This is a genomic window from Robertmurraya mangrovi, from assembly GCF_034427655.1.
GTDB classification, from domain to species: Bacteria; Bacillota; Bacilli; order Bacillales; family Cytobacillaceae; genus Robertmurraya_A; species Robertmurraya_A mangrovi.
Map to the genome: position 1 here is coordinate 124,510 of NZ_JAXOFX010000007.1, position 13,483 is coordinate 137,992.

13 protein-coding genes are annotated in these 13,483 nt (G+C 36.2%); 2 read left to right on the forward strand and 11 right to left on the reverse strand.

Features of this window, described 5'->3' with window-relative positions; genetic code table 11:
* Positions 1-152: 152 nt before the first annotated feature.
* The 4 genes from pulA to thpR are packed head-to-tail and all read right to left on the reverse strand — an operon-like array spanning position 153 to position 4,863.
* A complete protein-coding gene (pulA, locus tag SM124_RS12475) occupies positions 153-2,297 on the reverse strand; it encodes a type I pullulanase (protein ID WP_322446869.1) in 2,145 nt (714 codons plus the stop codon).
* A complete protein-coding gene (locus SM124_RS12480) occupies positions 2,284-3,267 on the reverse strand; it encodes a diacylglycerol/lipid kinase family protein (RefSeq protein WP_322446870.1) in 984 nt (327 codons plus the stop codon). The genes pulA and SM124_RS12480 overlap by 14 nt, the downstream gene beginning before the upstream one ends.
* Positions 3,268-3,289: 22 nt before the next feature.
* Positions 3,290-4,267 carry a nuclease-related domain-containing protein gene (locus SM124_RS12485; RefSeq protein WP_322446871.1) on the reverse strand — a complete coding sequence of 326 codons (978 nt, stop codon included), beginning with the start codon at positions 4,265-4,267 and terminating at the stop codon, positions 3,290-3,292.
* A 29-nt stretch (positions 4,268-4,296) separates the two neighbouring features.
* Positions 4,297-4,863, reverse strand: coding sequence for an RNA 2',3'-cyclic phosphodiesterase (gene thpR / locus SM124_RS12490; protein ID WP_322446872.1), 567 nt, complete (start codon positions 4,861-4,863; stop codon positions 4,297-4,299).
* Between the two features lie 215 nt (positions 4,864-5,078).
* On the opposite strand from thpR, the gene cysK reads away from it, so the two are divergent.
* The gene (gene cysK, locus SM124_RS12495; RefSeq protein WP_407691404.1) at positions 5,079-6,011 is read left to right on the forward strand and encodes a cysteine synthase A; all 933 of its coding nucleotides are present in this window, start codon (positions 5,079-5,081) and stop codon (positions 6,009-6,011) included.
* Between the two features lie 59 nt (positions 6,012-6,070).
* Here cysK and pepV read toward each other — a convergent pair whose 3' ends face one another.
* The 6 genes from pepV to SM124_RS12525 all read right to left on the reverse strand — a co-directional run bounded on the left by pepV (position 6,071) and on the right by SM124_RS12525 (position 11,786).
* Positions 6,071-7,489: a dipeptidase PepV gene (gene pepV / locus SM124_RS12500; protein WP_322446874.1), complete on the reverse strand. Its 1,419-nt coding sequence runs from the start codon at positions 7,487-7,489 to the stop codon at positions 6,071-6,073.
* Positions 7,489-8,025 carry an NAD-binding protein gene (locus SM124_RS12505; protein WP_322446935.1) on the reverse strand — a complete coding sequence of 179 codons (537 nt, stop codon included), beginning with the start codon at positions 8,023-8,025 and terminating at the stop codon, positions 7,489-7,491. The genes pepV and SM124_RS12505 overlap by 1 nt, the downstream gene beginning before the upstream one ends.
* A 12-nt stretch (positions 8,026-8,037) precedes the next feature.
* Positions 8,038-8,505 (reverse strand): potassium channel family protein, encoded by a 468-nt coding sequence (locus SM124_RS12510; protein WP_322446875.1) that lies wholly within the window; start codon positions 8,503-8,505, stop codon positions 8,038-8,040.
* A gap of 34 nt (positions 8,506-8,539) precedes the next feature.
* On the reverse strand, positions 8,540-9,706 hold the full coding sequence (locus SM124_RS12515) for an ABC transporter permease (RefSeq protein WP_322446876.1): 1,167 nt from the start codon (positions 9,704-9,706) through the stop codon (positions 8,540-8,542).
* Positions 9,699-10,412 carry an ABC transporter ATP-binding protein gene (locus SM124_RS12520; RefSeq protein ID WP_322446877.1) on the reverse strand — a complete coding sequence of 238 codons (714 nt, stop codon included), beginning with the start codon at positions 10,410-10,412 and terminating at the stop codon, positions 9,699-9,701. Before SM124_RS12520 ends, SM124_RS12515 begins: the two co-directional genes overlap by 8 nt.
* A 99-nt stretch (positions 10,413-10,511) precedes the next feature.
* Entirely contained in the window at positions 10,512-11,786 is a 1,275-nt protein-coding gene (locus SM124_RS12525) for a M48 family metallopeptidase (RefSeq protein ID WP_322446878.1), read from the reverse strand.
* A gap of 537 nt (positions 11,787-12,323) precedes the next feature.
* Here SM124_RS12525 and SM124_RS12530 point away from each other — a divergent pair.
* On the forward strand, positions 12,324-12,545 hold the full coding sequence (locus SM124_RS12530; RefSeq protein WP_322446879.1) for a DeoR family transcriptional regulator: 222 nt from the start codon (positions 12,324-12,326) through the stop codon (positions 12,543-12,545).
* 158 nt (positions 12,546-12,703) lie between these two features.
* Here the strand turns inward: SM124_RS12530 and SM124_RS12535 are convergent, their stop codons facing one another.
* Complete coding sequence (locus SM124_RS12535) at positions 12,704-13,423, reverse strand: pseudouridine synthase (RefSeq protein ID WP_322446936.1); 720 nt, start codon at positions 13,421-13,423, stop codon at positions 12,704-12,706.
* Positions 13,424-13,483 lie beyond the last annotated feature (60 nt).

A 13,483-nucleotide genomic window follows, 5' to 3' on the forward strand; every position in this document is an offset into this window, starting at 1 on the left:
TTCCTCCTCGGGAGGAATGGGAGCTTCCTCGGCGTGCCGCCTGTGGGGTCTCCCATTTCCTCTAATCCTGCAGGAGTCAAGTGCCTTCCGCTCCAATCAACTCAGCTTTTAATTTAAATATACATTAATAAAAAAACGACTTATTAATTCATCTATTTAACTAGAACAAAACTACTTACCGCTTTTACAGGAATAATCTTTGAAGGTTGTTCCCCAATAGGATTCCCACTGGCCTTATTTTCGTTACTTAAAATTTTCCAATCTCCCTCGGGTAGCTCTACCTCTATATCTTCCATTAACGGGTTGAATAAGGCAATAATTTTTTCCCAATTTCCGTAGTCACTCACTTGTTGGAGCATATAACCGATAACAGGTTTTGTCGTTTGGATAAAGGTGAGATGTTTCCTGATTAGTTGAGCGGTAGGGAGTCTGAAAGCTTGGTGTGATTTCCTAATTGCGATAATTCCTTTAATATATTGAACATGTTCATCGTTTTCATCTCTTAAGTCCCAATCTAACCAATTAATTTCGTTAGGTGAGCGATAGCTGTTTCCGATTCCTTTTTTCGTTCGGAAAAATTCTTGGCCACTGTGTAGGAAAGGAATACCTTGGGATAGTAAAACCATGGTTGTGGCTAACCGATGTTGTCTTTTCAGAATGTCCTCCTGTATTCCGTTTCCGCATATTGAAAGCTTATCCCAAAAAGTATGGTTGTCATGAGACTCTATATAGTTCACACTCTGTATTGGTTCTAGAAATAAGCCTTTTTCCTTTTTCCCTAACCCAATACTTCCAGCTAATAATTGCTTGGCAGACTCAAAGTAATGCTCCGTCCCGAGTACATAACCTCGGTCATGGATATTAAATGTACTACCTTTAATCGAATCTCTAAACCAGTCATTAAATTGCCCAATACGAGGGAGCTGGGACTGGTTTCTAATACTAGCCTTCTTTTCGATTGGTATAGGGGTGTTTAAGTCCCAACCCTCACCAATGATAATGGTACTTGGATCGACCTCATCAATGGCTTTTCGAACTGCATTCATTGTTTCGACGTCCAGAATACCCATTAAATCAAAACGAAAACCATCCATATCATATTCCTTTTTCCAAAATCGAACTGAATCAATAATAAATTTCCTTACCATTAATCTTTCTGAGGCAATATCATTTCCAACTCCTGTACCGTTTGAAGGCATTCCATATTGGTCATGCCTAAAATAGTATCCTGGAACAATTTTTTCAAAAGATGAAGTTTCTCGAATATACACATGATTGAAAACAACATCCATGATGACTCCTAGTCCTTGTTCATGGACACCTTGAATCATCTTTTTTAGCTCGATTATTCTCGCATAAGGGTTGTTCGGATTACTACTATAACTACCCTCAGGCACGTTAAAATGCGTAGGATTGTAACCCCAATTATAGTCACTCTTATCTCCTAGCTCGTTTACACCTTCAAAGTCATTAAAGGGCAAAAACTCAATATGGGTCACGCCTAATTCTTTAAGATAGGATAGTCCTGTATTGTGGCCCATTCTAGTTTTAGTCCCTACCTCGGAAGCACCTACATAAGTTCCTTTTTTCCTAGCACCACTGTTTGGATGAATGGTAAGGTCACGTATATGTGTTTCGTATATGATGGCATCTACTGGAGAACACAAGGGAAGGATTGGATTTCTTTTTATGCTAGTCTTATTTAAATCGACAATGACTCCTATTTCACCATTTGCAGTTACAGCGACAGCGTACGGATCTACAGCCTCTCTCCATTCTAGATTGATACAAACTAGAAAACTGTAGTGATAGGATTCTAAGTCCTTCTGAATATTTACAGACCATACACCTTGTTCTTCTCGAATCATATCAACTGATTCATCATGTTTACCGTCTTGGTCCATTAGTTTCAGTTTTACTTTTGTTGCTGTTGGAGCCCATAATTTAACGACCGTTTCCGTTTGGTTGTATTTTACACCTAACCAACCGTCATAATAGAACTGTTCATCAAACTCTTTTGTCCGGATTACTGCCCCAATTTGCAAATCTGTTTTTTCTCCATACTCGTCTATAATTTCATAAGTTTGGCCAATTTCCGGTGGAATAGGGCTAATACATATATATTTGATGGAATCTTCTAATTCTATTTTTTCTTTAATGGTTAATAGTTCTTGATAATCCCTTTGTATTAAATAAAACTTTGAGGATTGTCCGTCATGATAGTTTTTCGGGAGTAATATCGTGATGACTTGGATTTCATCTAAATAAGCGTAAAAAATTCGTTCAATGGCGATCACTTAAGCTCAACTCCTTTAACTCCTCTACACTATGTATTCCCCTTATAACGCAAGGTAACACATGTTTACAAGCCTGAATCTTTAAAGGTGTTTGCCCAATATGTTCACCGTCCGCATGACAATCAAGCGGCTGTGACGACTGAATAGAAATTTGTTTACCTCTTAAAGTTCTTACTTCTTTGAATGTGATATGTCCTCCCCAAAAAACAGTTATAAAAACGAGGAGCAGTTTTATCTTAGAAAGCTTATGCACAACCGTCACATCTAATACTCCGTCCGTAGGAGAAGCATTCGGAGATATTTTCATTCCTCCACCATAAAAAGGTTGATTGGAGACAGTCACAAACCATGTTGAATCAAACTGATAAGGTTCACCATCAATTGTTAAGGTTACTTCTCGGCATTCATAAGTAAACATTTCCCTTAATAAAATGTACACATATACCAGTCTTCCAAGAGACATTCGATTTAACCAGCCTTTTACTTTTGAACAATTCGCTTTTTTCGAAATGAGAGCGTCAAACCCGACTCCCATATTATTAATAAAATAGGTTTGATTTTGCTCTTGGTTGGTTATTTTCCCCACATCTATTGCTAATGGATTTTTTGCTTTTAGTCGTAGTAAAACATCTAAAGCCTCAAGTGGATTTTTGGGGACAGAGAAGCCTCTTGAAAAATCATTCCCCGAGCCACCAGGAATATAGGCAACCAACACATTAGGATGTCCTACTATTCCATTAATCACTTCATGTAAGGTCCCGTCTCCTCCAACAGCGGTAATGATGATTTCATCTCCATCTGACTTTTTGGATAAAGATTCGGCAATTTCCCTAGCATTTCCCCTATACTTGGTGAAAAAAGCAAAATAAGAGACGTTACGTTCACATAACTGCTGCTCTATTTGTAACCAAAGTTTTTGGCATTGTCCGTTCTTAGCTTGAGGGTTAATAATAAAATATAATTTTCTCATTTAGCTATCCCCTCGCCCGTTCTTAATCTTGAATCGGTTTCTCCTTTACGACGTCCCACTCGAGTCTTCTAACACTTGTTGTTTGGCAATATTGCAGCAATGCTTGAGCTGCCTTTAACTGAATAGCTTTAAGAGGAGAACGATGTGCCCTTTTTGATTCAAACCATTTATCATAGTTTCTTTTCTCTATTAGCTGAACATCATACGGGGCTGAAGGATAATCAAAATATCCGTTTCTGCTTAATACTACTTTATGAGTAGGCATCTCAATTTCATACAACTCAAATATTTTCTTAACAATTTTCTCTGTCCGATTTAAAGCTAAAAGAGGATTTAATACTTTTTCCTCTGAGGTTTGATTTCGCTTTGTCCAAAAACGCTCTTTTGAACCAATATATACAGATAGATCTTCTTTTTCTAAAAATGTTATACAATACACTTCTGTTGGCGTTATGATAATGGTTTCAACCTCTACAGGAGCCTTTTTCAACAAGAAAATGGGATGATATAAAACTAGGAAAGTATCAGGGAATCTTTGTAGAAAATATTTTAACCTTTCATCAAAATAAAACATTTTATCGACGAAAGATTGTTCTGTTATCGTAGTACTAGCCCATTTCATTTGAAAACGGAACAATTGGTCTAAAAATTGTTGTTTCAACTCATCTAAAGTATCAGGCTGAGAAGAAAAGTTAGGTGAGAACTGAAACATATTCTCTTCCTCATCATGAGGTTCCTCGATTTGGTAGGTTTCCTCTTCCTCTGCCTCTTTCTTTCCAAACTTTAATAACCCCTTTACTTTATCAAAAAAAGGCTGCTTTTCTTCCTCTAACCATTCAGGTTCTGTTTCTGTTAATTCTTCAAACATCGATTGATTTTCCCATGCTGAATATACTTTATTCCATTGCTGTTTCTTTAACCGAACATAACGAGAGGGATATAAAAAAATATCCCTTTCGTATCTTGAAACATAATCTTGCAATTTGATTAACTGTCCCATTACTAATTTGACCTGCCTTGTAGAATTTCTTATGATCTATTGTGTAGTGAAAAAGTGTGTACAGCTTCATATTTAGGCGTCCTGTCTAAGTGGGTTTGATATAAGACCACCTCTGTCACCTCGAAAGGAATCCCTGCTATATCCATTTTCATTAATGACTCCGGGTTAAAACTTGTTTCTCCTGTCCATTTTCTAGCCAAAGTAAGATGAGGTTTAAACGGTCTTTTCTCTAGTTCAAACCCCGCTTCCACACATGCAGAATAGACTTCGTTTCTAATGTTATGTAGAGCTTGCTTATGCTCTACATCAGCCCAGAAAATTCTTGGAGAATCGTTTCTCCCAAACGTCCCTAGCCCTTGGATCAACAAAGGGAAGGAATGATTATTTTTAAGTTTTTTTTCTATGATAGCGATTGATTTATGTAATTGTTCCTGTGGTGCAAAGCCTAAAAATGCCAACGTTATATGATAATCCTCTTGATGAACCCATCGACTAAAGGACAGCTCCTCCTTAAGGCGATTGGTTTCCTCTTGTAATAAGCGCTTAGCTTCAGATGGTAAACTCACTGCATAAAAATAATGTGTATTCTTACTCATTATAACGTCCTTTCTTGGAACTTTTTTAATTATTTATTAAAAATTTGGATTTTTATAATACTCCAGTCTTCGTCCGGGGCTCTTTATTTGAAAGCATTAGAACTGTTTTGTATCATATGAATAAATCTAATTACTTTTTAAAGCCAGTACTGTTAGATTTCCTTTAATAGGGAAAATTAAACTTATCGTATTTTTGAACAGAGAGGACAATGAACTTGAAGGTTGTTAATAATATATCTAATTTAATCGGTGATACACCACTTGTAAAATTAAATCGTTTAGCACCAGAAAACGGAGCCCAAGTTTATTTGAAACTTGAGTTTTATAACCCCAGTAGAAGTGTTAAGGATCGCGCAGCATTTAACATGATTGTTACTGCAGAGGAGAAAGGGCTCTTAAAAGAAGGCTCTACCATTATTGAGCCTACTAGCGGAAACACAGGCATTGGTATTGCTATGAATGCTGCCGCTCGTGGATACCGATCCATATTAGTTATGCCAGATACGATGACACAAGAGAGAATAAATATTTTAAAAGCTTACGGGGCCGAAGTGGTGTTAACCCCTGGCGATGAGAAAATGCCTGGTTCCATTAAGAAAGCGTTGAAACTGGCTGAAGAAATCCCAAACAGTTTTATTCCTATGCAATTTGAAAATGAGGCTAATCCAGATGCACACCGCCGTTCAACAGCTCTAGAAATTATTGATGCCATGAAGGAAATTGGTAAACCATTAAAAGCTTTTGTAGCTACTGCAGGTACAGGTGGAACGATTACTGGAACGGGGGAAGTTCTAAAAGAAGAGTATCCGGGAATACAAGTTCATGTTGTTGAGCCTGCCGGATCCCCTGTATTATCTGGGGGAAAACCAGGTAAGCACAAATTAGTTGGAACGAGCCCTGGATTTATCCCTGAAATTTTAAATCAAAATGTGTATGATAAAATTCATAAAATTTTAGATGAAGAAGCATATGATATTACGCGTCGACTTGCTCGAGAGGAAGGGATTTTAGTTGGTCCATCTTCAGGTGCAGCTTGCTTTGCTGCAATTGAGGTGGCAAAACAACTTCAGCCTGATGAGGTTGTTATTTGCATTGCTTGTGATACCGGTGAACGTTACTTATCTAGTGATTTGTTTCAATTCGAATAATCTTTCCTTACCAAACAAAAACGCCATGACTACTGTAGTATAGTCATGGTGTTTTAAATTTATCTTGCTAACTCATAAATTGCTTGTGCATAGATAGCAGTTGCTTTTAATAAGTCATCAATGATTATATACTCATCTTTTTGGTGTGCACTATCTGGTCTGCCCGGGAACAATGGTCCGAACGCTACTCCAGATTTTAACGACCTTGCATACGTACCTCCACCTATAGAAAGTAACTCCGCTTTTTCGCCAGTTTGCTCTTCATAAACTTTTTTCAGCGTTTGAATTAAGAAGTCCTTTTCATCCACATGGTGCGGCTTAGAGTTAGAGAAGTTCTCTAAAGTAAAGCCAAACTCTTTTGATACGGTTTCTAATGTCTCTTTTGTTTCATCAATCTTGGTTGTTACAGGGTAGCGTAGATTTAATCCTATCTTACCTCCTGTATTTTTATTGAATGATAGAACTCCAACATTGATAGTTAATTCACCAGTAATATCATCTGAATAAGCAACACCCAGTTGTTTTCCTCTTGAATCTTTAAAGAAATGTTTCGTTAAAAATGAAAAATATTGAGCTGAGTAACGATCAAGCTGCAATTCATTGAGGAATGCACCTAAAAATAAGCCTGCATTTTTCCCATTGTTTGGTTCCATTCCATGAACGGATACCCCTTCTACTTCTAAGATAAGCTCCCCATTATCAACGTGATACTTACCCGTTACTTGATGTTCCTTTAAGAAGTCATCAAAACGCTGAAGAACTGCGGTTTGTTCGCTTAATACATATAGAGAAGCCTTAGCATAATCAGGAACCATATTATATCTTCTTCCTGATTGGAAAGAAATTACTTCTGCATGAGCTTCTTTTTCTACCTCACCTGTCATTTTTCCTAAAACAAAGTCAAAGTCGGCTATTCCCTTTTCAGCATTGATTATTGGAAAATCTGCATCTGGAGCAAAGCCAATTGTCGGCATTTCTTCATGCTCAAAATAATGGTCAACGCATCTCCATTTACTTTCTTCATCTGTTCCTATGATCATTCGAACACGCTTACTTAAAGGTAAACCTAAGTCTTTTACAATTTTCATGGCATAGTAGGCTGCCATAGTTGGTCCTTTATCATCAATCGCACCACGTGCAAAGATTTTTCCATCTCTTATCTCAGCTGCATAAGGGTCACTTGACCAGCCATCCCCCTCAGGTACTACATCAACGTGACAAAGGATTCCAACACTTTCTTCTCCTTCACCAAATTCAATATGACCAGCTAAATTGCCAACATTCTTAGTAACAAAACCGTCTTTTTCACCAAGGTTTAGCATAAAATCTAGTGCTTCTTTAACCCCTTCCCCTAGAGGGGCTTCTTCTGTTGCATTCTCTTCATCTAATAAACTTTTTATATGTAATAACTCTTGAGTATCTTTTATTAGTAACTCTTTTCGATCTTCAACTTCTTTTGACCACTGTATAGAACTCACTAATCATTCCTCCTAATTTTTTCATAAGTATCTTTATTACAAACAATATAAAGGGTAGAATCTGGAGCTATTTTTTCATCTAATCTTCTATTAATGTCTAACGCATCTCCGTCACTAATTAACGTAGCTCCATTCTCTAATAAATCATAAAACGCATCACGGTATGTATTCCACCTAGCTGCTGCAGGTATTTGATATAAATCATCACCCAATTGCCTGCTCATTAATTGAGAATATATTTTTGTTACACCTTTTGCAAGTACAGATTGAGCAGCCATTCTAGATATCATTTCATCAGAGATAATAAATTCATCCACAGAAACATGTCTAAAAAGTTCTATATGTTTTTCAACTTGAATTTCCACGGTAATATGAAGATCTCCCGCCAATCTTTCTATCGCAGTTGCAATAAGCAAAGACTTGCCATCAGATAATTGACTGTCTTTAATAGAGTCATCAGAAAAAATAACAATACTTCTTGCATGTGCTATATTAGCCTTTTGCAACACGTTTTCGTCTGCTGCATCTCCATGAATAAAATGGACGCGTTAATGGGATATGGGGGTTTTTTCTAGAGTATTTATAAGTACTACCTCTAGATTGTGATCCGCTTTTATAATCTCATCTAACGTATATTCTGCCCTTTTGGACCAACCAACAATGACAACATGATGATTACCTTTGTAACTCATCTTACCCTCCTCTTTCTTTGCACGAAACTTTGCAAATCCGTCTACTAATTTTCCAATAACTATCCCGATCAATCCTATTCCAAACAAATATAAAAATACAGCATACAATCTCCCTGGTACGGAAATAGGATAAAAATCTCCATACCCTACTGTTGTGACAGTCGTCATCACCCACCAAAAAGAATCAAAATAAGTAGGAAAGGTATTAGGTTCAATCCATCTCATAACAAGAACACTTACCACAATTAATAGAACACTGGATAGCCCAATAAAGGAAGTTTTTAAGGACAAAATACTCTTAAACAAACGTTGAAATAGTATCATAGAATGTCTCCTTTATAAGATTAGGATTTTCACCTTACATATAAGAGCTTATAATCATCATACCAAAAGTGACGACTACAGCTAATCCTATAACAGCTATACTAATAACTGCATTGACTGTTTTTCTTTTGGCATTGAAGTAACTGTCGTCATTCTTGTATTTTTTAAACAGCGGGTGAGAAACGATTATTCTTTCCCACACAATGGACAGCCAATAATACAACATAAATATAAATCCCCCAAATAAAAGGACTTTTATCCAAATGGGTGGAACGATGATTAAAGCAGATGCCGTGACAAAAATCATTTGTAAAAATGTTTGCCAATACGATTTATTTCGAATAAAGATTTTTATAAATAATTCTATATAGGCATTTCTAGCATTTCTATCCTTAAAAATGGTTTTTGAATGACGGAAGAACAATGGTTTAGACCGGCTAACTTTACTCGTTTTTTCTATTTCATAAGAGAGTTGATAGATAGCACTTATATACTTTAACTTCTCTTCCTTTTCTGTCTGAAGTTGAGTATCAAATAAGCTTGTTCTGTTTAACGTTTTTTTATAATAGAAGATTGCGACAGTAAAAGTAACGATTATGATAAGTAGTAGGAAAAGGAAAAACTTATTAAGCCACAAGCCATAGATGATATAAGAAATGGCTCCAATGGTGAAAAAGTAAAATATCCCTATCACTTTCCTAAATATATTTCGCTGGATATTTCTCAAACAAATTTTCACATACATGAGGAAGACATTTAGCCCGAAGAATAATAGAAAGTAATAGATGATTTCCTCACCGGTAAGCCCGTAATTCTTTATGAAGAATGGAATGCACATAACGGTAAAAAACCCAATCAAGAGAAACTGGATGATTAGTGTATAGTACATCCCCCATTGTTTTAAGCTCAGAAAAAGCTTTCGGTTCTTAATTAAAAACACTCTATCCCCTTCTGAGATAAAAGTCCGAAAACTTCCGCTCCACGCAATTAAATAGCCTACTAAGAAAAATAATGACAGTGGAGACCCAACCAACCATTGTGGAGTTTCTATCCACCACGAGCGATAAACCATCGCTAATACAGCTAACCAAGGGATGAGAATGTATAGAATAATCGTCCAATCGGCAATGGACCTGATCACTCCATATTGAAATTTCCATTCACTTCTAACTCTAGCAAAAAACAATTCTAAACTATTCATGTACTAATTCCTCAGCAATTAAATGAAAGCAATCAAATAAGGATGCCTCACGAAGATTACATTTTGTACGAATTTCTTCGAGAGTTCCTGAGGCTGCAAGCTCGCCATTATTCACGAGTAAAAAACGATCACATACTTTCTCGGCTGTATCTAAAACGTGAGTAGACATGATGATTCCTGCCCCACGCTTTCGCTCTTCTTCTATGGAAGTTAAAAACAACTTCATGGCCCGAGGATCTAATCCTATAAAAGGCTCATCTATAATATAAATATCTGGCTCCGTAATTAAGGCTAATAAAAGCATGGCCTTTTGCTGCATCCCCTTTGAGTAAGTCGCTGGAAGCTGGTGAGCATGTTCTTCTAACTTATATGTACGAAGGAGTTCTATTGCAAACTTTTTATATTTTTCTTGTTCTAATCCTTCAACTGATGCAACAAAATCCAAATGCTCCCATAAGGTAAGCTCATCATAGAAAATGGGTCTCTCCGGTAAATAAGAATAACGTACTTGGTCCGAAAAGGTGATTGTTCCCGTAACATTTTCCATCAGGCCTAATACGGTTTTAATCGTTGTGCTTTTTCCAGCACCGTTAGGTCCAATCAAACCAATTAATTCTCCTTTTTCAAGAGTAAAATTTATATTTCTTATCGTATCAGCATCTTTTTCATACCCTGCTTTATTTATTTGTACGTCTAACAATTTCACACATTTTCCCTCCTGTATGTAAGTATATACGGATAATAATGGAAAAGGTTTGGATTTTTTACGAATAGAAAAAAAAACTGCCCAAATAGGCAGCTTTCATCAGCGGTTTTCTAGCAACTCGATAATATCATTATATTCATATTCTACTGCATAGTCATATGCAGTATAACCTTCTGAATCTACGTAATTCGTATCCACACCATACTCTAGCAATAAACTTACCATTTCAGCGTCTCCCATAAACACAGCACTTATTAACGGTGTAGTATCATAGATGTTTGCTGTATTCGGATTGGCACCTTCTTGCAATAAAAGCTCTACGGCTTCATAACTATAATCTTGAATAGCCCAATGCAGTGGAGTTGATCCTTCATCATCGGCTTGATTCACGTCTTCTCCTTCACTAATGAGCCTTGCAATCTCATCCACATCATTTGTACTAGCTGCATCCATTAAAGGGCTAGCACTTTCTAATCCCATCATCGCTTCTGAGAATAGATCCAATTTTTCTAGTGCTTTTAACCCGACAAATGAGATAACTCCCATCCCAATCGTTGCAGCCATGAGTACGGTCAATCCAATCCATACTTTTTTCTTAGGCTCTTTCAGTTCAATCGTACAGTCGGCATCAAAAAGTTTGCTAATTTCATAGACTCTTTTCGGAAGATGAGGATGTGTAGATAATTTCTCACTCAACCAAACAAAGATTCCTTCCTCTGTTTCAATCTGTTTCATGTAAGCCTCTTGATTCACTTTCCCATATAGCTCTTTACCAATAGCCAGCATAAGTAGAGCATTTTTCGCTGCATTTAAATCCTGAATATAATACGTAGCATAACGATCACAAGTATATTCACAAGCTCGTAAATAAGCATTACCTACGAATGGGATCCACATGGCAGGTAATAGAAGAATGCCGATGGTTACATGTTTTCTTTTAAGATGAGCAAATTCATGAGAGAGGACAAATAGAACTTCTTGATCGGCTCCTCTTTCAACCAATTCGAAAATTCCTGAATATAAAACAACCATGTTTCTTCCAAAGAATCTCGTTGCAAACGCATTTAGTACTCCTTCAGACTCAACCACATAAATATCTGGCATCTTAGATATTCCCATATCTTTTGCTACCATGGTGGCTTTTTCATACAGCTCTGGAAACTGCTCTAAGCTAAGTTTTACGCCATTTCTTCTTATTCCACCCATCATTAAACCATGTAAAATAACGGAAACAAATATCATTAATAATACAATAGCAATTCCAATTACGGATATAGCAAGAAAGATATACGATAAGATGCTAAATAAAACTACAAGTGCAAAGTAAATACTTTCTTTCCGATGAACTAAATGGTCTTTCACTTCAGAATACAATTCATTACCATCCTTTCTAAATTACAAATACTGTGAAATTATATACGATAAGTACCAGTTTAGAATATAGGAAATTCTGTCCTATTTTTAAAATTTTCAAACTAATAATCATAATATTACACTGCATTCCCATATGCTCTATTAAGGGTTAGAAAGGAGGGGGGCAAATTACTTACACATGAGTTATGACTGTGTTCTTATAAGGTGTTTTATTCCTTCTTACTTAACAAAGGTTTAAGGAAACAGCCTTAGCTACACTCAATTTCAAACCAATTGACTAATGAAAATTTTGCTAATTAAAAAAACAAATTAGGTAAACATATTAATAAATTGTAAAAATTCCTTATAAAAGTAGAAATTATTTGAAAATAAGGGTAAAATAATTTTTAAGAGGTATGACATCTAGAAGCTACTATAGGAATTTATAAAGGGGTTGTCTAGAAAAAAGAAAATACATAAGTTTGAAGATTGTATCTTCTAGAGGCTGTCGGTGTAGGTATGTGCCATAGGTTTGAAAAAAGGATAGGGAGTGGTTTTTTGAAACCTTCAACTAACCGGATGTTAAACCGTATCAAATCAATCTACATGTTTATTAGTAGACATGGAACCGTTACAACTCAAGAACTTGTGGAGGAATTTGGTATTACTCCTCGTACCATCCAAAGAGACTTAAACGTGTTAGCTTACAATGACTTAGTGCAAAGTCCGAGCCGCGGCAAATGGACAACAACACACAAGAAAGTAAAAATTTCATCTTAACACACGACTGCTTTTACACTGTGTTTAGATGAAAGGATAAACCAGTAATAAGACAACGCATTAAATATTAATAACCTAATAAATAGACACAATAAAACCTAGATAATCATTGTATTATCTAGGTTTTTTCGGTTTACTTTTGTAGTAACAGAATTGGTTTAGTTCACTTCATAATCCATTAACATTTGAACTTCTTCTTCTGTTAGCTCTCTATATTCTCCCAGTTCAAGAGTTTCATCTAAAGCTAGAGGTCCCATAGTTAACCTTTTTAAATAAATCACTTTTTTGCCAACCGCTTCAAACATTCTCTTCACTTGATGGAACTTACCTTCTGTAATGGTCAACTCAATATCCGATGTGATACCTGATTTTAAAATTTTTAATTCCCCAGGTTTCGTTTCGTAGCCATCATCCAATGTAACTCCCTCTTTAAAAGCCATTACATCGTCCTCTGTCACTTCGCTGTTAATAACAGCAAAGTAAGTTTTCGGAACATGTTTTTTAGGTGAAAGCAATCGATGGGACAACTGGCCATCATTTGTGATTAGCAGTAGCCCCTCTGTATCCTTATCTAGACGCCCAACAGGAAAAGGATTGAATACGCTATCCTCTATCTCAAGTAAATCAATAACTGTTTCATCACGTGTATCTTCAGTTGCAGAAATAACACCAGGCGGCTTATTCATCATTAAATAAATAAACTCCTTATACTCAATCACTTCTCCGTTTAAAGTAACCGTATCATTTTCTGTATCAACATGATGCTTCGGATCCTTAATGACCGTTTCATTGACCTTTACCACACCGTTTTTTAGTAGCGATTTTACTTCCTTCCTACTACCAAAACCTAAATTTGCTAGCATCTTATCTATTCTCATCATATTTCCTCCAAATGATTTAGTCTCCCCATAGGACGAGGAGACTTTAAATGGCTTTAA

Bases quoted from the DNA above. Each gene is read 5' to 3' on its own strand.
- SM124_RS12510 (WP_322446875.1), bottom strand. From the start codon at position 8,505: ATGATACTATTTCAACGTTTGTTTAAGAGTATTTTGTCCTTAAAAACT.
- SM124_RS12485 (WP_322446871.1), bottom strand. From the start codon at position 4,267: ATGGGACAGTTAATCAAATTGCAAGATTATGTTTCAAGATACGAAAGG.
- SM124_RS12515 (WP_322446876.1), bottom strand. From the start codon at position 9,706: ATGAATAGTTTAGAATTGTTTTTTGCTAGAGTTAGAAGTGAATGGAAA.
- thpR (WP_322446872.1), bottom strand. From the start codon at position 4,863: ATGAGTAAGAATACACATTATTTTTATGCAGTGAGTTTACCATCTGAA.
- SM124_RS12535 (WP_322446936.1), bottom strand. From the start codon at position 13,423: ATGAGAATAGATAAGATGCTAGCAAATTTAGGTTTTGGTAGTAGGAAG.
- SM124_RS12480 (WP_322446870.1), bottom strand. From the start codon at position 3,267: ATGAGAAAATTATATTTTATTATTAACCCTCAAGCTAAGAACGGACAA.